Source organism: Microbacterium shaanxiense (assembly GCF_054779995.1).
The window spans coordinates 60,888-80,141 of the sequence record NZ_BAAGXE010000004.1 but is presented as its reverse complement, the minus strand read 5'-3'; the positions used below and the strand labels follow the sequence as shown (position 1 = coordinate 80,141).

The following is a 19,254-nucleotide window of genomic DNA, read 5'->3' as shown; positions in this document are numbered from 1 at the left end:
GTGGCGTACAGCGTTCGGGCGTGGGGTCAGCGTGTGCGGCGGTTGGCCGGGCGTCGGCGCACGGGATCCGTGGCGCCGATCGATCCGATGATCAGCGCCGTCTGCAGGATCAGGGCCTCGCGGGGACCTGTGGCATCCCAACCGATGACCTCGCTCACGCGCTTGAGGCGATAGCGCACAGTGTTCGGGTGCACGAAGAGCTCGCGCGCCGTGGCCTCGAGGGAGCGGCCGTTGTCGAGATAGCTCCACAGCGTCGTCACCAGATCGGTCGAGTGCGCCTGCAGAGGACGGTAGATGCGTTCGATGAGCGTCTGCTTCGCCAGAGGATCACCGGCGAGTGCGCGCTCCGGCAGCAGGTCATCGGCCTCGACGGGGCGGGGGGCCGTTCGCCATGCCCGCGCGACGGCGAAACCGGCGAGAGCAGCGCGTGCACTCTGACCCGCGTCGACGAGAGCCGCGACCGGAGGGCCGAGCACGACATAGCCCGGGCCGAATGAAGGCTCCAGACGCGCGGCGATGTCTTCGAAGGCGAGCTCGTCCGCGACGTCCTCGCGCCCGACGACGCGTGCGCGGCCCAGCACCAGCACGAGGCGCGAGCCCTGAACGCCGATGAGGACGTCGACCGAGAGCTTGCGGGCGGTGCGGCGCACGTGGTCGACATCGAACTGCGGAGGCGTCGTGCCCACCAGCACGCACACCTCGCCGTGGCCGTGCCAGCCGAGAGCCGCGATGCGGCTGGGCAGTTCTTCGTCCGCCTCGCCGGTCAGGATGGAATCGACCACGAGCGCTTCGAGTCGTGCATCCCAGAGGCCGCGTGCTTCGGCGGCGCGTGCATAGACGTCGGCCGCGGCGAACGCGACCTCGCGGGAGTACAGCAGGATGGCCTCGCGCAGATCCTCGCCCTTGCCCGCGACCCGCTCCTCCGTGACCTCGACGGTCACGCGGATGAGCTGGAGGGTCTGGGTGAGGCTGACGCTTCGCAGCAGCTCGCGGGGAGCGGCGGCGAAGATGTCGGCCGCGATCCACGGAGTGGAGGTCGGATCGTCGAACCACTGGATGAACGAGGTGATGCCCGCCTGGGCCACCAGCCCGACCGCGGAGCGGCGAGCTGGTGGCATGTCGGCGTACCAGGGCAACGTGTCCTCAAGGCGCTGGATCGTCGCGGTGGCGAGATCGCCGGATATGCGGCGCAGCCAGGCGAGTTTCGTTGCCTTGTCCATCGAAGCGGGAGACGATCCGGTCACACGGCGCTCAGCTCTCGCCGCCGGCGTTTCCGCTCGTGCCGGCGTTGACGTTGTGCAGGTCGTACTTGGAGATCGCCTGAGCGATCACCGAGCGCTCGACCTGCCCCTTGTCTGCGAGACCCTGGAGCGCACGGACCACCATGGAGGGGCCGTCGATCTTGAAGAATCGACGGGCCGCCGCACGGGTGTCAGCGAAGCCGAAGCCGTCGGCGCCGAGCGTGTAGTAGTCGCCCGGAACCCACTGGCGGATCTGGTCCTGCACCGCGTGCATGAAATCGCTGGTCGCGACGAACGGACCCTCGGCGCCCTGCAGCTTCTGCGTGATGTACGCGACCTGCGGCTCTTCCTCGGGGTGGAGGAAATTGTGCTCGTCTGCGGCGAGGCCGTCGCGGCGCAGCTCCGTCCAGCTGGTGACGGACCACACATCGGCGACCACGCCCCAGTCCTTCGCGAGCAGTTCCTGTGCCTCGAGAGCCCACGGCACGCCGACGCCGGAGGCGAGCAGCTGGACGCGGGGGCCGTCGCCCTGGCCCTCGGAGACCCGGTGCAGGCCCTTGAGGATGCCCTCGACGTCGACGTTCTCCGGTTCGGCCGGCTGCTTGAACGGCTCGTTGTAGACCGTGAGGTAGTACATCACGTCGGGGTCGGGGTGCGATCCGCCGTACATGCGCTCGATGCCCGCCTGCACGATGTGCGCCACCTCGTAGCCGTAAGCCGGGTCGTACGTGATCGTGGCGGGGTTGGTCGACGCGAGCAGCGGGGAGTGGCCGTCAGCGTGCTGCGTGCCCTCACCTGTCAGCGTGGTGCGACCCGCGGTCGCCCCGATCACGAAGCCGCGAGCCATCTGGTCGGCTGCGGCCCAGAACGCGTCTCCGGTGCGCTGGTAGCCGAACATCGAGTAGAAGATGTAGATCGGGATGAGCGGTTCGCCGTGCGTCGAGTACGCCGTGCCGGTGGCGGTGAACGCCGCCGTGGCACCGGCCTCGTTGATGCCGACGTGCATGATCTGGCCCTGCGGGCTCTCCTTGTAGGCGAGCAGCAGTTCGCGGTCGACGGCCGTGTAGTTCTGGCCGTTCGGGTTGTAGATCTTCGCGGTCGGGAAGTACGCGTCCATTCCGAAGGTCCGCGCCTCGTCGGGGATGATCGGCACGACCCGCTCGCCGAAGCCCTTGACCTTCATGAGGTCCTTGAGCATGCGGACGAACGCCATCGTCGTGGCGACCTCTTGGTTGCCGGAGCCCTTCTTCGGGAACGCGTAGTCCTTGTCCTCGGGGAGGGTGAGACCGACGTGGGTGGTGCGACGCTCGGGCAGGAAGCCGCCGAGGTCACGACGGCGATCCAGCATGTACTGGATCGTCTCGTCCTGCGCGCCGGGGTGGAAGTACGGCGGCTGGTACGGGTTCTCCTCGAGCTGCGCATCCGTGATCGGGATCTGCATGGTGTCGCGGAAGAGCTTGAGGTCTTCCAGCGTCATCTTCTTCATCTGGTGCGTCGCGTTGCGCCCCTCGAAGTGCGGGCCGAGGCCGTAGCCCTTGACCGTCTTCGCGAGGATCACCGTCGGCTGGCCCTTGTGCTCCATCGCGGCCTTGTACGCCGCGTACACCTTGCGGTAGTCGTGGCCACCGCGGCGCAGCTTCCAGATCTGGTCGTCGGTGTAGTCCTTGACCAGAGCGGCGGTGCGCTCATCGCGACCGAAGAAGTTCTCGCGCACGAACGCGCCGTTCTCGGCCTTGTAGGTCTGGTAGTCGCCGTCGGGGGTGACGTTCATCAGGTTGAGGAGCGCGCCCTCGGTGTCGCGGGCGAGCAGGTCGTCCCACTCGCGTCCCCAGACGACCTTGATGACGTTCCAGCCGGCGCCGCGGAAGTACGACTCGAGCTCCTGGATGATCTTGCCGTTGCCGCGCACCGGGCCGTCGAGACGCTGCAGGTTGCAGTTGATCACGAAGGTGAGGTTGTCGAGGCCTTCGTTGGCGGCGACCTGCAGCTGACCGCGCGATTCGACTTCGTCCATCTCTCCGTCGCCGAGGAACGCCCACACGTGGGAGTCGGCGACGCTCTTGATGCCGCGGTTCTCGAGGTACTTGTTGGCCATGGCCTGGTACACCGCGTTGATCGGGCCGAGGCCCATCGAGACGGTCGGGAATTGCCAGAAGTCGCGCATCATGCGCGGGTGCGGGTACGACGGGATGCCGTTGGGCGCGCCGGACTTCTCCTGGCGGAACGCGTCGAGCTGTGCCTCGCTCAGGCGTCCTTCGAGGAATGCGCGGGCGTACATGCCGGGGGAGGCGTGGCCCTGGTAGAAGATCTGGTCGCCGCCGGACGAGTCGTCCTGTCCGCGGAAGAAGTGGTTGTGGCCGACCTCGTAGAGCGAGGCCGCCGATGCGTAGGTCGAGATGTGCCCGCCGACGCCGATGCCCGGACGCTGGGCGCGGTGCACCGTGATCGCCGCGTTCCAGCGGATCCAGTGACGGTAGCGGCGCTCGAGTTCTTCGTCGCCGGGGAAGTCCGGTTCGTTCTCCGACGCGATCGTGTTGATGTAGTCGGTGGTCGGAACCATCGGCACGTTGAGGTGGAGCTCCTTCGACCGCTTGAGCATGCTGAGCATGATCTCGCGGCCGCGGCCGTGACCCTTGGAATCGACCAGCCCGTCAAGTGACTGCTGCCACTCGCCGGTCTCCTCCGGATCGCTGTCGAGGGGGCCCTGGGAGTACGGATCCTGGTCGTGAACGGTCACAAGGAGCCTTTCGTCAAGCTGGCAGGTCTTGCCAAGGAAACGGGAAGCGACGCGGGGAGCCTTGTCGGCTCGGCACAACGCGCGCCGCATTCAGCCTAGCCCTCTTAACAGACTCCGTCGCGCATCCGCGACATGGATAGACTGAACGCACCAGGGCCTTTAGCTCAGCTGGTAGAGCGCCACGTTTACACCGTGGATGTCGTCGGTTCGATCCCGGCAGGGCCCACTTCTCACTCGCGAACGTGATCACGAGCGTCGTGCCCCAGGTCTGCACTTCTGCGGCGCCCTGATGAAAAGGGCGGGGCCGCGAACCCGATCGCTGACCCCGCCCGGGGTCGGCTTTGCCCGAGTGCCTGACCCTCTGCCGTGCCTTCTGGCTCACGGCGACAACATCAACGCTACGAGCCGCGACCTCCGCTCGCATCCACCGCTGGGCCCATATCCATTGGTACCGGAGGATGACTCGACCGTGTCGGTCCGAATGGACGACGCGAGTGCCGCGCCGAGTCAGTCGTCCTCTGCGACGCGGATGAGCACCTTCCCGATCGTGCCCTGCTGCACGGCGTCGTGCGCGGCAGCCGTCTCCTCTAGAGGAAACCAGGTCAGGGGGAGCCCGACCGCCTCTCCGACCGGAAGCGCGTCGTCCTCCAGCGCGGCCGTGATGTCCTTCACCGCCGCAGCGAGAGCTTCCTCGCCGACCGTGTAGAGCAGCAGTCCCTGCCAACGCGTGTTCTTCGCGAAGGTGGCGATGATCGGGATGGTGATCGTGTCGCCCTTGTCGTTCGCGTAGAACGCGATCGAACCGTGGTTCGCGACCACGGCGACGTCCAGGGCCGCGTTCATCGCGGGAGAGACCTCGACGATGTGATCCACGCCGCCGGGCGCGACCTCGAGGATGCGCTCGGCCAGTCGTTCGTCGGGATAGCGGAACACATGGTGGGCACCGGCTGCGCGGGCGAGGGCCTCCTTCTCATCGCTGCTCACGGTCGTGAGCACGGTCGCTCCTGCCCAGACGGCGAGCTGGATCGCCGCGTGCCCTACCGCTCCTGCCCCGCCCTGCACCAGCACGATGCGACCGGAGAGGGCACCTGGTGCGAGGCGCGAAGGGCCGAACTCGTGCACGGTCAGCGCGCGATGCGCGGTCATGGCGGGAACGCCGAGGCTCGCGGCGACGTCGAAGTCGATACCGTCCGGGAGACGTACGGCGCGGATGGCGGGGACGATCGTCACGTCCTGCGCGGTACCGGTCGGACGCTCATGCGCGGCGAGGTACAGCCACACGCGATCGCCCACCTGCAGATTCGCGACATCGTCGCCGACGGCATCCACGACACCGGCACCGTCCTGATTCGGCACGACATGATCGAAAGGCATCGGCGCTCCCGTCGATGCACGCGCCTTCCAATCGGTGGGATTCACTCCGGACGCATGGATGCGGACGCGCACCTCACCCGGACCCGGCTGCCCCGCCTCGCGCTCGATCAATGTGAGCGTCTCGGAGCCGCCCTTGTCCGTGTACACGATTGCTCTCATGTCGGTTGCAAGGCGCAGGCGTCTGCGGGTATTCCGTGGCGTCAGCGATGTGCGGCGGGTCGCCAGCCCTCGTCCTCGCGGATCGCGCCGAGGATCCGACGGCTGATCGACGTCAGCTGCTTCGCCTGCGCGGTCGTCAGCGGATCCATGACCAGCCGGCGCACGATCTTCACGTGACCGGGGCTCGCCTGCTCGACCTTGGTCATCCCCGCGTCCGTGAGTGTCGCGAGCGTGAAGCGGCCGTCAGCCGGGTCGGGGGCCCGGCGCATCCACCCCCTTTTCTCCAGGCGTGAGGCTGCGCGTGAGAGACGGGAGAGCGAGCTGTTCGCGTAGTCGGCGAGCACGCTCATGCGGAGGGTCGTCTCGGGGGCGTCCGCGAGGGCGTACAGGATCCCGTACTCGAAGTGCGTCATCCCGGAATCGGCGAGCAGCTGCGCATCGAGCGCTGCGGGCAGCCACTCGAGGAGCGTGGCCAGAGACGACCAGGTCGCCAGCTCATCGTCGTCGAGAGCCGGGGATTCAGGAAGATCGGACATGCCAGCAGACTACTCGAATGACTTGCGCAGTCAAGTCAAATGATGGAGCATGACTTTACTGAGAAAGTGATTGGAGCGAGATGGAACTGAAACTGCAAGGCAGGACCGCGTTCGTGAGCGGATCGACGCAGGGGATCGGCTTCGCGATCGCGAGCGCGCTGCTCGACGAAGGCGTGTCGGTCACCATCAACGGCCGCAGCGAGGAGATGGTCGACGCCGCGGTTCGTCGACTGAAGGCACGGGATGCCGGTGCCGCCGTCACGGGCATCGTCGCGGACTTCGGGGATGAGCGGCAGACAGCGCGGCTGATCGCAGAGCTGGGTGACGTCGACGTCCTGGTCAACAACGTCGGACTCTTCGGACTCTCTCCCTTCGGCGAGATCGGTGATAACGACTGGCAGCAGTACTTCGACGTCAACGTCATGAGTGCGGTGCGCCTCTCGCGACACGCCCTCCCGAAGATGCTCGAGAAGCGTTGGGGTCGCATCCTCTTCATCGGCAGCGAATCAGGCGTGAACATCCCGGCTGACATGGTGCATTACGGCGTCACGAAAGCCGCGATGCTGGCGCTGAGCAACGGGTTGTCGAAGCTCACCCGCGGTACCGAGGTGACGGTGAACACGATCGTGGGCGGCCCGACGTACTCCGACGGCGTCGCAGACACCGTGACCACGCTCTCCCAGGCGCAGGGCATCGCGGAGGATGCGATGAAGACGGCCATCATCGGTGAGAACAGGACGTCGCTGCTCCAGCGCTTCATCGAACCGGACGAGATCGCCAACCTCGCGCTCTACCTCGCGAGTCCGTTGTCGTCGGCGACCAACGGCGCGGCCCTGCGAGCAGATGGCGGCGTGTTGACGACCATCGTCTGATCTGCGGCGGTGCCGCCGCTCAGGACTCCTCGTGCGACCTCGGGTCGGCGTCGAACAGGCGGCCGTCCGCACGCCCCAGGGCAGTGATCGCGGCGACCTCGGCGTCGTCGAGGACGACGGAAGCTGCGGCGAGGTTCGCACGCTGGTGCTCCAGCGACGAGGCCTTCGGGATCGCGACGCTCTGACGCGCGACGTGCCAGGCGAGTACGGCCTGCGCGGGCGAGATGTCGTGAGCGGTCGCGACCTCGACGATCACCGGCTCCTCGAGCAGCGCCTTCGCGCGTCCGATCGGGCTCCACGCCTCGGTGATGATGCCGTGCTCGAGGTGGTAGGCGAGCTGCTCCTCCTGGGGGAAATACGGGTGCAGCTCGATCTGGTTCACGACGGGGCGCACACCGGTCTCGTGCTCGAGGCGCTCCAGGTGCTCCGGCAGGAAGTTGGACACGCCGATCTGCCGGACCACGCCGCGCTGCTGCGCATCGACGAGTGCCGTCCACGCCTGCACGTACTCGTCCTGGATGGGATTGGGCCAGTGGATCAAGTGCAGATCCGTCGCGTCCAGGCCCAGACGGAACCGGCTCTCCTCGATGCTCGTACGCGCCTTCTCGATGGGATGGTGGCGGCCGGGGAGCTTGGTGGTGACGATGACCTCGGAACGATCTGTCGTCGCATCCGCCACGCCTCGCCCTACGGTTCCCTCGTTCTCGTAGTTGAACGCCGAGTCGATCAAGCGGTAGCCGGCGTCGATTCCCGCGGCGATCGCCGCAGCCCCCTCCGCGCCGTTGAGGCGGTACGTTCCCAGCCCGATGGCGGGGAGGGTGAAGCCGTTGTGGGCTGTGCGGGTGGGCAGAGCGGTCATCGTGTTCTCCTTCAGGTTCGCTCATCAGCGTACGCGGCACAATGGACACATGCGATGTCCCTGCCTCTCCGGCGACACATTCGAGTCGTGCTGCGGCCCGCTGCTCTCCGGTGGTGCGAAGGCGCCGACGGCAGAGCGTCTCATGCGTTCGAGATTCACGGCGTTCGCGGTCGGGGATGCTGCGTATCTTCTGCGTTCGTGGCACGCGTCGACCCGGCCGCTCGACCTCGACCTCGACGACGATCTCCGATGGACGCGCCTCGACATCCTCGGGACCGAGGCCGGCGGTCCGTTCGATTCCACAGGGATCGTGTCGTTCGAGGCCTTCTACAGGGAGGGCGGTGCGCAGGCATCGATGAAGGAGCGCAGCCGGTTCATCCGCGAGGACGGGGTCTGGTCGTACGTCGATGGCACGCCCGGCTGAACGATCCGATCGTCGGATGTCCACGCGCGCGGGTAGGTTGGAGATGTGAACGCCAGCCCCGAGCATCAGCGCCTCCTTCTCGACGTCGCCGACCTGGATCGCCGTATCCAGCAGGCCGAGCGCGCACGCACCACGCCGCCACAGGGGCCGCGCATCAACGAGCTCGCGAAAGAGCGCCAGGAGCAGCTGCGCGAACTGACGGCCCTCACCGGCGCCCGCGACGACGCCCGCACCGAACTCGCTCGACTGGAATCCGACGTGAAGCTCGTGGAGCAACGGCGCACGCGCGACTCCGAGCGGCTGGCCGCCACCACCAACTCGAAGGATGCGCAGGCGTTCGAGCACGAGCTCGCCAGCCTCGCCAAGCGGGTCAGCCACCTGGAGGACATGGAGCTCGAAGTCATGTCGCGCGTGGAAGAGGCCGAGGCCGCCGTCGCGGCCCAGCAAGCTCTCATCGATGTGACCACGGCGGAGGGAACCGAGCTCACCGCGCAGGCGAAGGCGGCGGTGGCGGCGGCGACGACCGAGGGCGAGCACCTCGCGCGCGATCGCGCGGCCATCACGGGGACCATTCCCGCCGATCTGCTCGCCGACTACGAGCGCCGCGCATCTCGTGGCATCGGCGTCGGCCTGTTGCGCCGCGGAACCTGCGAGGGGTGCCGGATGATGCTGTCGGGAACGCATATGAGCGAAGTGCGTCAGGCAGCACCCGACGCCGTGCTGTCCTGCCCCGAGTGCGGCGCCATCCTCGTGCGCACCGACGAATCAGGCCTGTGAAGGGGGCGTCCGCATCGGACGCGAGAATCCTGCTGGCGTCCGCCGGCAGCGGTGACTTCATCGCCGTCGAGCTCGATGCCGACGGCGCGGAGCGCGATCGCATCGAACTCCCGCGGGCCGACCTCGTCGATTGGGTGCGCGACACCGAAAGCACGCGGTCCCCGCGCTGGGTGATCCGCAGCGCGAGACAGCTGTACCCGCGGTTGCTGGGCGAGGGCGTCCTCCTGGCGCGGGCGCATGACCTGCTGCTGTGCCATGCGATCCTCAGGGACACCGACAGCGTGGCGCGCCCGCTCGCGCCCTCCGCGGACTGGCTTCCACGCGACGCGGATGACGGCGCTCCGGCGCTGTTCGACCTGATCGCGCGGCCGTCCGGCGACTCCGTGGATGACCTGCTTGAGCAGTACGGCGAACAGTGCCGGGTGATCGCGTCGGACAAGACGGGTCGGCTGTCGCTGCTGTGCGCGGCGGAATCGGCAGGCGGGTTGATCGCCGAGGAGATGCGCGCGGGCGGAGTACCGTGGGATGCCGAGGCGCACGACCGCATCCTCGTCGATGTGCTCGGTCCGAGACCTGCGGGTGGCGGCCAACCCGCGCGCATGGCCGAACTCGCCGAGAAGGTGCGTTTCCACCTCGGTGACGCGCAGCTCCACCTCGACAGCCATGTGAAACTGCTCCGAGCGCTGCATCGCGTGGGCGTGAACGTCGAATCGACGAGCCAGTGGGAGCTGAGCGAGGTGGCGCATCCGGTTATCGAGCCGCTGCTGGCCTACAAGAAGCTCTCGCGCCTGCTGAGCGCGAACGGTTGGGCGTGGCTGTCCGAGTGGGTGCACGACGGTCGCTTCCGCCCCGTGTACATCCCCGGGGGCGTCGTCACCGGCCGTTGGGCGTCATCTGGCGGGGGAGCGCTGCAGATCCCGCGCATCCTCCGCCCTGCCGTGCACGCGGATGAGGGCTGGATGCTGGTCGTCGCGGACGTCGCCCAGCTCGAGCCGCGCATGCTGGCGGCGATGGCCGGTGACAAGGCGATGGCAGAGGCGGCCAGGGGGCGTGATCTCTACGCGGGCGTCGTGGCATCCGGGGCGGTGGCCACGCGTGAGGAGGCGAAGTACGCCGTGCTCGGTGCGATGTACGGGGCCACCACTGGCGACAGCGGGCGATTGGTCCCTCGACTGCGCAAGGTGTATCCGCGGGCCATGCGGCTCGTCGACGATGCCGCCCGCACAGGAGAGGACGGCGGTGTGGTGTCGACGAGCCTCGGCCGGTCCTCGCCTCGTCCCGATGCGGCATGGCAGGCCGCACAGGGCGATGCGAGTGGTGCGGACGTCGACCCGATCCAGGTGAAGCGCGCGCGGCAGAGTGCGCGCGAGCGCGGCCGCTTCACCCGAAACTTCGTGGTGCAGGGCACGGCCGCCGAATGGGCGCTGATCTGGCTCGCCGAGATCCGGCACCGACTGCGCGGACTTCCGGAAGCATCGACTCCGGCCGCGGCATCCGGGCCTTTCGCGCACAACGCGCATCTGGCCTTCTTCCTCCACGACGAGGTCATCCTGCACGTTCCCGCGGAGTCCGCGGAAGCCGCCGCAGAGGCCGTGCGGCAGGCAGCCGCCGTCGCGACCCGACGGCTGTTCGGCGGGTTCCCGATCGATGTGCCCCTTGACCTGCGAATCGTCCGGACTGCGGAGAAGTAGACTGGAAGTGCGAATGGGTCGGCCGGACGGTCGCGTTGCGGGAGACCGCACCGAGGAACGTCCGGGCTCCACAGGGCAGGATGGTGGGTAACACCCACCCGGAGCAATCCGCGAGAAAGTGCCACAGAGAGCAGACCGCCGGGGCTCGCCCCGGTAAGGGTGAAAGGGTGGTGTAAGAGACCACCGGGGGTCATGGTGACATGACCCGCCAGGTAAACCTCGTCCGGAGCAAGGTCAGACAGAGGATGTTGACGCGGCTCGCCGAGTCCTCGGGTAGACCGCTGGAGCGGCACGGCAACGTGTCGCCGAGAGAGATGGCCGTCGAAGGGAATCCTCGAGAGAGGCCCCGGAACAGAACCCGGCGTACAGGCCGGCCCATTCGTTTAATCAGACTTGACCTGGCCACATGGTCGCCTAAGGGCCAGTCCCTTTCAGCGCACGATCATGTAGGCGCCATCGGACGGATCGACGATGACGGGAAACGACCGTCCCAAACGTTCGATGGCGCTGTCACTCCCTCGGTGCGTCGTCTCGAACGTAGGAACGTCAGGTCCGCTGATGCGCAGGGTGACTTCGATACCTGTCTCTTCTCCGAGGCTCACCGATCTCGGATCCTGTACCTCGGCGGTCGCTGGACGACCGTGCATCTCGAGGCGGCGCACCCGTCGCTGCATGCGGGCGGTGGAGACGATCGTTGCCAGTCCCAGCCCGCCGACGATGACGATGATCGCCACTCCGCCGATCAGCGTGGGCAACTCGAACGCGCCGACGACTGCGAGTGTGATCATCAAGGCGGGGCCGATGAGCAGCTCGATCACACCGCCGACGTAACTCACGAACCGCGCCACAGGGCCTTTGACGCGCACCTGGGTGAAGTTGCCGTCTTGCGCCAGCCAAAGCTCGTCGCGCTTCATGAGAAGACCATAGTCCCTGCGCGGGGCCCCACCATGTCAAAGGGCTCGGCGACCGGATCAGGTCGCCGAGCCCTTCGTATGCGGTCGGGGCGGGATCAGTCGGCCGCGAGAGACGCGGCTCCGATGATGCCCGACGAGTTGCGGTGGATGGCCGGGATGATGGGCGTGTTGAGCTCGAGCAGCGGGATGAACTTCTCCGGGTGCTTGGACACGCCGCCGCCGACGACGAACAGATCGGGGCTGAACAGGAACTCGACGTGCGAGAAGAACACCTGGAGCCGTGCCGCCCAGTCCTCCCACGAGAGCTTCTCGCGCTCCATCGCCGAGTACGCCGTCCACCGCTCGATGGACGCGTCGCCGACCGTCGTGCCGTTGTAGAGCAGGTGGCCGAGTTCGGTGTTCGGCAGCAGGACGCCGTCGTACAGAAACGCCGAGCCGATGCCGGTGCCGAGCGTGGCCAGGATCGTGAGCCCGTCGACGTCACGCGCCGCGCCGTGGCGCACTTCGGCGACTCCGGCGGCATCCGCGTCGTTCACGAAGGCGATGTGACGGCCGAGGCCGTCCTCGAAGAACTTCTCGGCCTCGAAGCCGATCCACTTGTCGGAGACGTTGGCCGCCGAGAGCGTCTTGCCGTTCTTCACGATCGCGGGGAAGGCCACGCCGAGAGGCAGATCCGACTCCCGCACCTCGAGTGTGTCGAGTACCTCATTGACGGCCTTGAGGACGTCGTCAGGAGATGCACCCTTGGGGGTGTCCACGCGAACACGATCCGAGTCGAGGGACCCTTTATCGAGGTCGACGATTCCTGCCTTGATGCCTGTGCCGCCGATGTCGACGCCGATCGCTTTTGCCATGGTCAATAGCCTAGCGAGCACGCGAGACGACAGTAGGATCGTGACAGAAGCTTACGAAGGGAGCGGCCATGTCTCGCGGTGAGGATTCATACATGTCCAGCGGGGAGCGCAAGTACTGGTACAACACCAGCACCGGCCAGGTGGAGCACGGCTACGAGTCGCCCGCTGTCGACCGAATCGGTCCCTTCGACACCGCCGAGGCGGCTGCGGGTGCACTCGACCTGCTGCGCGCGCGCTCGGAGGCGTGGGCGGTGGAGGAAGCCATCGACGAGGACTGGCGCAAGGCGACCGACGTGCACAAGGCGACCGACGCGGATGGGAAGCACTAGTCATATGGGAATGGACAAGCAGCGGGACTTCGTGCTGCGCACGATCGAAGAGCGCGGCGTGAAGTTCGTGCGCCTCTGGTTCACCGACGTGATCGGCACTTTGAAGTCGGTGGCGATCGCGCCGGCCGAGGTCGAGGGCGCGTTCGCCGAGGGCATCGGATTCGACGGCTCCGCGATCGAGGGCCTCACTCGCACGTACGAGTCCGACCTGCTGGCGCAGCCCGACCCGACGACCTTCCAGACGCTGCCGTGGCGCGGCGAGGTCGACCCGACCGCCCGCATGTTCTGCGATCTCACCACCCCTGACGGCCAGCCCGCCGTCGCCGACCCGCGGCACGTGCTCAAGCGCACGCTCGCCAAGGCCGCCGACGCCGGCTTCACGTTCTACACTCACCCCGAGATCGAGTTCTACCTGCTCAAGTCGTCGCTGATCGGCCCTGAGGGTCCGGTGCCGGTCGACTCCGCCGGGTACTTCGACAACGTGCCGGGTGGAACGGCGCACGACTTCCGCCGACGTTCGGTGCGGATGCTGGAAGACCTGGGCATCTCGGTCGAGTACAGCCACCACGAGGGCGGGCCTGGTCAGAACGAGATCGACCTGCGCTACGCGGACGCGCTCACGATGGCCGACAACATCATGACGTTCCGCACGGTCGTCAAGGAGGTCGCGATCGAGCAGGGCGTGTACGCCACGTTCATGCCGAAGCCGATGAGCGACCAGCCCGGCAGCGGCATGCACACGCACATGTCGCTCTTCGAAGGCGATCAGAACGCCTTCTGGGAGGAGGGTGCGCAGTACCAGCTCTCCAAGACCGGGCGGCACTTCATCGCCGGCCTGCTCAAGCACGCCAACGAGATCGCCGCCGTCACGAACCAGTTCGTGAACTCGTACAAGCGGCTGTGGGGCGGTGACGAGGCGCCGAGCTTCGTGACCTGGGGGCACACCAACCGCTCAGCCCTCGTTCGCGTGCCGATGTACAAGCCGCACAAGAGCCAGTCCTCGCGCGTCGAGTACCGCGGCCTCGATTCTGCGGCCAACCCGTACCTCGCCTATGCGCTGCTGCTCGCGGCCGGGCTCAAGGGGATCGAAGAGGAGTACGAGTTGCCGCCTGAGGCGGAGAACAACGTGTGGTCGCTGAGCGACGCGGAGCGTCGTGCTCTCGGATACTCCTCGTTGCCCGCCAGCCTCGACCACGCACTGGAGCACATGGAGTCCTCGGAGCTCGTCGCAGAGACCCTCGGCGAGCAGGTCTTCAACTACGTGCTGCTCAACAAGCGCAAGGAGTGGGAGGCCTACCGCGGTCAGGTCACGCCGTTCGAGCTGAAGAGCAACCTCGAGCTTCTCTGAGCCGATGGCTCGATCGGACTCCACCTCCTCACTGTCCTCCCTCGCGAAGATCGGCTTCACTGAGCTGAGGGCTGCAGCCGAGTTTCTCGACGAACTGTCGACGCTGGTCGGCATCGAACGCGCGGCACTCGTCGACGGTGCGGTCTGCGCGGATCCCGACGGCGCGGCCGCCGGGATGGTGCGCGTGGCGCGTCGTGACCCGATCGCGCTGCAGCAGGTGCTGCGGGATGAAGACGCGCGCGCTGTGTGCTGGCGCGTGTTCGGCGCGTCGACAGGACTGGCGGACTTCTTCCTCAGACATCCTGCGCAGCTCTCCGTGCTGAGCGAGGTGGGGCCGCTGGTGCCGAGCGCGGTGGCACTGCGCGAGCGTCTGCTCGACGCCGTCGGCGCCGAGGACGGATTCGCCGGCTCCGCAGACGATTCCGCGCTGGTCGCCCTCCGGGTCGAGTACCGTCGCTCGCTCGCCGAGATCGCCGCCGTCGATCTCTCGGCGCCCGAACCCGCACTCCGGATCGCCGCCGTTTCGGCCGCTCTCGCGGACGCCGCAGGGGCGGCGCTGGAAGCATCGCTCGCGGTGGCCCGCACCAGGGTCGCCGCCGTCCGTTCGCGAGACGAAGTCGCCCTCACGCAGCTCGCGATCATCGGGATGGGCAAGGCAGGTGCCCGAGAACTCAACTACGTGAGCGACGTAGACGTGATCTTCGTCGGCGGCACGGCGGATGAGGAGCGACTCGAAGAGGGCCGCGCGATCGACATCGCGACGAAGCTCGCCATCGAAACCATGCGCGGGCTGTCCGGAATCGAAGTCGAGCCGCCGCTGTGGGAGGTGGACGCGAACCTTCGTCCCGAGGGCAAGCAGGGAGCGCTGGTGCGCTCACTCGGCTCTCATCTGGCGTACTACGACAGATGGGCGAAGAGCTGGGAGTTCCAGGCTCTTCTCAAGGCACGACCGCTCGCCGGCGATCCGGCGCTCGGTGAGGCATACATCGACGCCGTGCAGCCCAAGATCTGGTCCAGTGCGGCACGCGAGAACTTCGTGGACAGCGTGCAGCGGATGCGCGAGCGCGTCACGGAGCACATCGACCCCGAGGACGCGGCCCACCAGATCAAGCTGGGAACGGGCGGACTGCGCGACATCGAGTTCACGGTGCAGTTGCTGCAGCTCGTGCACGGGCTCACGGACCCGAGCCTGCGCACCAAGGGAACCCTGGAGAGCCTGGACGCCCTCGTGGCAGGCGGGTACATCGGACGCGAGGACGCGGCGACCTTCGCGACGGACTACCGGACGCTCCGCCTCCTCGAGCACCGCCTGCAGCTGCGTGAGCTCGCGCGCACGCACCTCATGCCCAGAACGACCGACGAGCTGCGCATCCTCGCCAGGGCCACCGGACTGGCCGACACCGGAGACGGGATCTGGGCGCTCTGGGAGAGCGTGCGACGCGAAGTCCGCGACATCCACACCCGGCTGTTCTACCGGCCGCTGCTGAGCGCCGTCGCCGCGCTTCCGGAGGAGGAGCGCACCCTCTCGACGGCGCAGGCTCATGATCGTCTCGCCGCCATCGGCTTCAGGGATGCTGCGGGCGCACTGCGTCATATCGGCGCGCTCACCTCCGGCATCAGCCGAAAGGTCACGATCCAACGCCATCTCATGCCGATCATGGTGCGCTGGTTCGCGGACGGCAGCGATCCCGACTACGCCCTGCTCGCGTTCCGGCGGATCAGCGAACGACTCGGCGACACCTCCTGGTTCCTGAGGATGCTGCGCGACTCGTCCGGCGCAGCGGAGAGCCTGACGCGCCTGCTGTCGGCCTCGCGCTACATCGGCGAGTTGCTGGAGTGGATACCCGAGTCGGTCGCCTGGCTGGACAGCCCGGAGCGGCTTCGTCCGCGCGCCGCGTCGCAGCTCTACGAAGAGGCACGGGCCATCCAGACCCGTCACAAGTCGGTGGGCCCGGCATTGAAGGCCGTACGCGCGCTTCGACGACGGGAGCTGCTGCGCACGGCCATGGGCGCTGTGCTCGACGTCCTCACCATCGAGGAGATCGCGACATCGCTCACTGCGATCACCGACGCGACGATTCAGGCGGGTCTGCGAGCCGTGCGCCGAGAAGTGGTGCCGCCCGAGGACGATGCACTCGATTTCGCGGTTATCGGCATGGGGCGCTTCGGCGGCGCGGAGCTGGGCTTCGGATCGGATGCCGACATCCTGTACGTCTACGACCCCAACGGGATCGATCCTCAGCGTGCCCAGAGCCTCTCGACCAAGCTGGTCGCCGGCCTCCGCGAGCACCTGACCGACCACCGCGTGCCGCTCGAGCTCGATGCGGATCTGCGCCCGGAGGGACGACAGGGGCCCGTGGTGCGCTCCATGGCGGCGTACACCGAGTACTACCGGCGTTGGTCGGTGTCGTGGGAGGCGCAGGCGCTCCTGCGCGCTCGTGGCGTCGCAGGCAGTGCGCAGCTGCTCGCGAAGTTCATGCAACTCGCCGACAGCATCCGCTATCCGGAACAGGTCGACGAGCAGGGACTGCGCGAGATCAAGCGGATCAAGGCGAGGGTGGAGGGCGAGCGCCTTCCTCAGGGTGCAGACCCGCGTCGCCACCTCAAGCTCGGGCCGGGCTCACTGAGCGATGTCGAGTGGCTGATCCAGCTCGTGCAGCTGCAGCACGCGCATGCGGTGCCTGCGCTGCGGACGACGTCGACGTTGGACGCTCTTCACGCCGCGGTCGACGCTGGCCTCGTCCCGGCGGATGATGCGGAGAAGCTCCGGGAGGCGTGGCTGTTGGCCAGCAGGCTGCGTTCGGCCATCACGCTGCGGACGGGACACACCTCGGACATGCTTCCGGCCGATCGCCGAGAGCTCGATGCGCTCGGTCATCTGCTCGGCTACCCCGACGGGTCTGCCACTGCCGTCGAGGAGGACTACCTCGGCGTCACCAGACGAGCACGTCGGGCGTTCGAGAACCTCTTCTACGGCTGAGTTGCGCAATCGTCGGCGCTGGCTCAGGCTGAGCACATGACAGCGACGAAGATCGGCATCATCTGGAACCCGTCGAAGATCGAGGAGGACGTGCTGCGGACGGCTGTCGCCGACGCGATCGACGGCGATGTCCGGTGGTGGGAGACGAGCGAAGACGATCCCGGCCTCGGCATGGCGAAGGAAGCCCTCGAGGCGGGTTGTGAGACCGTGATCGCGGTCGGCGGCGACGGCACGGTGCGAGCGGTCGCAGAAGCCCTTGCCGGATCGGATGCCGCACTCGGCATCGTGCCTCAGGGCACGGGCAACCTGCTGGCGCGCAACCTCGAGGTGCCGCTGGACGACATCCCCGCCGCTCTCGCCCGGATCAGCGCCGGCGAGACCAGGCGGATCGATCTCGGCTGGGTCAACACCGGCGGCGAGGACCAGGCGTTCATGGTCATGGTCGGGTTCGGTGTCGACGCGCAGATGCTCGTGGAGACCGACGACGATCTCAAGGATCGCGCGGGCTGGCTCGCCTACGTCGAGGCGATGGGACGCGCCATGGCCGGCACCGAGATGACCAGCATCTCGATCGCACTGGACGGGGGAGAGGCGCAGGATGTGCGTGGACACACGCTCCTGATCGGCAACTGCGGCATGGTGCAGGGCGGTATCCGCCTGCTGCCGGATGCGAAGCTCGACGACGGCCTGCTCGATCTGCTGCTCGTGAGCGCCGACGGCGCGCTGCAGTGGCTCGACACCGTGCGCTCCGTCGTCTGGGACAACGGCATCCGTCGCCTTCTCACGCGTGACGAGACGGCGGTGAGCACCGAGTCCACCCGGCACCTCACCGCCGAGCGGATCAAGGTCGAGCTCCAGCAGCCATTGGCGTTCGAGGTCGATGGAGAAGAGGTCGGCGAGGTCTCATCGTTCGAGGTGCGGGTTCAGGCTGGCGCAGTGCGCGTGCACTGATCGGCCGGACTCACTCGATCTCGACGCGCACGAGGTCATCGAGCATGAGCTCGCCGGTGGCGTTGGTCGCGTGCATCATCTCCTCCAGCCGCTTCGCATCGATCGGGGGGACTTCGACGCTGTCGAACATGAACACCAACGGCACGGCAGGGTGGATCCACGCGCTCATCCGGCCGTTGGGTTCGCCATCGATCGGAAGCCATGTCATCATGAAGCTCTCCTGGCGCCGCAGCTTCGTCGCGACGATGACCTTCAGGTGCGCCAGCGTCTCGTCTTCGATCCCGATCGCCTCGGCCGTGTGATCGTATTTGAGTCTGCCCATACTGCACCTTAACGTCCGCGCCCGGACATCAGCGGATCCGGAACGGTCACGGCGCGTCGAGAGCGCGTTCGACGCGAACCCTCAACGCACGGATGAGGTCTTCGAGGGCGTTCGGGTCTGACGACAGCTCGTCCCGGGCGTCGCCGAGATAGATCGCCCTGGCCATCCTGAGCAGAGGATGCAGGTGATCCGGGAGGCGGGACAGGGCCCATGACGCCGCGGCGTCCTTCGCAGCGATGTCGCCCGTCTCGGCCGTGAACCAGAGCCGAGCCAGGGCCAGGACCACGGTCAGCTCGTCGCCTTCCCAGTCCTGCGGTCGCTGCCACTGCGCGATGGTGTCCGAGAGCGCACGGAGGAGGTCGTCGGTGGGGACGGCCGGGAGCAGGTGCTCCGCCGACGGACCGTGCAGCACGACGTTGTGGCGGCGGGCTTTGGTGAGGATGATCGCGAGGTCAGGATCCACCTCACGTCGCGGGTAGAGTCCCGCATCGATCTCTGCGCGCTCCCATTCGCCGAACTGGAGCTCTCGTGTCGGCGGGTATCGCCACGGATGAATGTCGTCGTGCCGCAGAACGGTGACCTCGACGGCCCGCAGATCGGGATCGTCGCCGGGCGGGGCGGACACCAGGAGCAGGGCATCCACCATCTCCCGCTGAGCGCCGGACGACAGCGGGCTGTGCACGAGAACCAGCACATCGATGTCGCTGTGCGGCTTCAATCCGCCGTCGACAGCCGAGCCGAACAGGAGCATTCCCTCGATTTCGTCCCCCAGGACAGCCCGCAGCACTGTCGTGACCCGACTGAGCTGGAGGCTGATGCCTGCGGGAATCTCGGGAGCCACGTGCTCAGCCTAGACACTCAGATCCAGTTCGTCGTGACGCGAGAG

17 protein-coding genes, 1 tRNA gene and 1 other RNA gene are annotated in these 19,254 nt (G+C 67.4%); 10 read left to right on the top strand and 9 right to left on the bottom strand.

Annotated features, from left to right (window positions below; all coding sequences use genetic code 11):
• Window positions 1-26: 26 nt before the first annotated feature.
• Complete coding sequence (locus tag ACYVG2_RS13830; protein WP_448965682.1) at window positions 27-1,220, bottom strand: PucR family transcriptional regulator; 1,194 nt, start codon at window positions 1,218-1,220, stop codon at window positions 27-29.
• Between the two features lie 31 nt (window positions 1,221-1,251).
• Entirely contained in the window at window positions 1,252-3,978 is a 2,727-nt protein-coding gene (aceE, locus tag ACYVG2_RS13825) for a pyruvate dehydrogenase (acetyl-transferring), homodimeric type (protein WP_448965681.1), read from the bottom strand.
• A gap of 153 nt (window positions 3,979-4,131) precedes the next feature.
• Here aceE and ACYVG2_RS13820 point away from each other — a divergent pair.
• Window positions 4,132-4,204, top strand: a tRNA-Val gene (locus tag ACYVG2_RS13820).
• Window positions 4,205-4,485: 281 nt separating this feature from the next.
• On the opposite strand, the gene ACYVG2_RS13815 is transcribed toward ACYVG2_RS13820, so the two are convergent.
• Both ACYVG2_RS13815 and ACYVG2_RS13810 read right to left on the bottom strand, forming a co-directional pair.
• On the bottom strand, window positions 4,486-5,511 hold the full coding sequence (locus ACYVG2_RS13815) for an NADPH:quinone reductase (protein ID WP_460781537.1): 1,026 nt from the start codon (window positions 5,509-5,511) through the stop codon (window positions 4,486-4,488).
• Window positions 5,512-5,552: 41 nt separating this feature from the next.
• Window positions 5,553-6,047 (bottom strand): MarR family winged helix-turn-helix transcriptional regulator, encoded by a 495-nt coding sequence (locus tag ACYVG2_RS13810; protein WP_460781536.1) that lies wholly within the window; start codon window positions 6,045-6,047, stop codon window positions 5,553-5,555.
• 80 nt (window positions 6,048-6,127) lie between these two features.
• Here ACYVG2_RS13810 and ACYVG2_RS13805 point away from each other — a divergent pair, with 80 nt between their 5' ends.
• The gene (locus ACYVG2_RS13805) at window positions 6,128-6,919 is read left to right on the top strand and encodes an SDR family NAD(P)-dependent oxidoreductase (RefSeq protein ID WP_460781535.1); all 792 of its coding nucleotides are present in this window, start codon (window positions 6,128-6,130) and stop codon (window positions 6,917-6,919) included.
• Between the two features lie 19 nt (window positions 6,920-6,938).
• On the opposite strand, the gene ACYVG2_RS13800 is transcribed toward ACYVG2_RS13805, so the two are convergent.
• The gene (locus tag ACYVG2_RS13800; protein ID WP_460781534.1) at window positions 6,939-7,778 is read right to left on the bottom strand and encodes an aldo/keto reductase; all 840 of its coding nucleotides are present in this window, start codon (window positions 7,776-7,778) and stop codon (window positions 6,939-6,941) included.
• Window positions 7,779-7,827: 49 nt separating this feature from the next.
• Here ACYVG2_RS13800 and ACYVG2_RS13795 point away from each other — a divergent pair, with 49 nt between their 5' ends.
• From ACYVG2_RS13795 to rnpB, 4 genes are all read left to right on the top strand, one after another.
• A complete protein-coding gene (locus tag ACYVG2_RS13795; RefSeq protein WP_460781533.1) occupies window positions 7,828-8,202 on the top strand; it encodes a YchJ family protein in 375 nt (124 codons plus the stop codon).
• Window positions 8,203-8,247: 45 nt separating this feature from the next.
• Window positions 8,248-8,979, top strand: a complete 732-nt coding sequence (locus tag ACYVG2_RS13790) for a zinc ribbon domain-containing protein (RefSeq protein ID WP_460781532.1) — start codon at window positions 8,248-8,250, stop codon at window positions 8,977-8,979.
• Window positions 8,976-10,670 (top strand): bifunctional 3'-5' exonuclease/DNA polymerase, encoded by a 1,695-nt coding sequence (locus ACYVG2_RS13785; RefSeq protein WP_460781531.1) that lies wholly within the window; start codon window positions 8,976-8,978, stop codon window positions 10,668-10,670. The genes ACYVG2_RS13790 and ACYVG2_RS13785 overlap by 4 nt, the downstream gene beginning before the upstream one ends.
• A 14-nt stretch (window positions 10,671-10,684) precedes the next feature.
• Window positions 10,685-11,052, top strand: an RNA gene (gene rnpB, locus ACYVG2_RS13780) — RNase P RNA component class A.
• A gap of 49 nt (window positions 11,053-11,101) precedes the next feature.
• Here the strand turns inward: rnpB and ACYVG2_RS13775 are convergent.
• Complete coding sequence (locus tag ACYVG2_RS13775) at window positions 11,102-11,584, bottom strand: hypothetical protein (protein WP_460781530.1); 483 nt, start codon at window positions 11,582-11,584, stop codon at window positions 11,102-11,104.
• A gap of 95 nt (window positions 11,585-11,679) precedes the next feature.
• Window positions 11,680-12,438: a polyphosphate--glucose phosphotransferase gene (gene ppgK, locus ACYVG2_RS13770; protein ID WP_448965654.1), complete on the bottom strand. Its 759-nt coding sequence runs from the start codon at window positions 12,436-12,438 to the stop codon at window positions 11,680-11,682.
• Between the two features lie 92 nt (window positions 12,439-12,530).
• Between ppgK and ACYVG2_RS13765 the strand changes: the two genes are divergently transcribed.
• The 4 genes from ACYVG2_RS13765 to ACYVG2_RS13750 are packed head-to-tail and all read left to right on the top strand — an operon-like array spanning window position 12,531 to window position 18,046.
• Entirely contained in the window at window positions 12,531-12,767 is a 237-nt protein-coding gene (locus ACYVG2_RS13765; RefSeq protein ID WP_206476448.1) for an SPOR domain-containing protein, read from the top strand.
• A 10-nt stretch (window positions 12,768-12,777) separates the two neighbouring features.
• Window positions 12,778-14,115, top strand: coding sequence for a glutamine synthetase family protein (locus ACYVG2_RS13760; RefSeq protein WP_460781529.1), 1,338 nt, complete (start codon window positions 12,778-12,780; stop codon window positions 14,113-14,115).
• 4 nt (window positions 14,116-14,119) lie between these two features.
• Window positions 14,120-17,095 carry a bifunctional [glutamine synthetase] adenylyltransferase/[glutamine synthetase]-adenylyl-L-tyrosine phosphorylase gene (locus ACYVG2_RS13755; protein WP_460781528.1) on the top strand — a complete coding sequence of 992 codons (2,976 nt, stop codon included), beginning with the start codon at window positions 14,120-14,122 and terminating at the stop codon, window positions 17,093-17,095.
• Window positions 17,096-17,131: 36 nt separating this feature from the next.
• Complete coding sequence (locus ACYVG2_RS13750) at window positions 17,132-18,046, top strand: diacylglycerol/lipid kinase family protein (protein WP_460781527.1); 915 nt, start codon at window positions 17,132-17,134, stop codon at window positions 18,044-18,046.
• A gap of 10 nt (window positions 18,047-18,056) precedes the next feature.
• Here the strand turns inward: ACYVG2_RS13750 and ACYVG2_RS13745 are convergent, their stop codons facing one another.
• Window positions 18,057-18,368, bottom strand: coding sequence for a DUF7882 family protein (locus tag ACYVG2_RS13745; RefSeq protein ID WP_460781526.1), 312 nt, complete (start codon window positions 18,366-18,368; stop codon window positions 18,057-18,059).
• A 46-nt stretch (window positions 18,369-18,414) separates the two neighbouring features.
• Complete coding sequence (locus tag ACYVG2_RS13740; RefSeq protein WP_460781525.1) at window positions 18,415-19,209, bottom strand: aminoglycoside adenylyltransferase family protein; 795 nt, start codon at window positions 19,207-19,209, stop codon at window positions 18,415-18,417.
• Window positions 19,210-19,254: the final 45 nt, after the last annotated feature.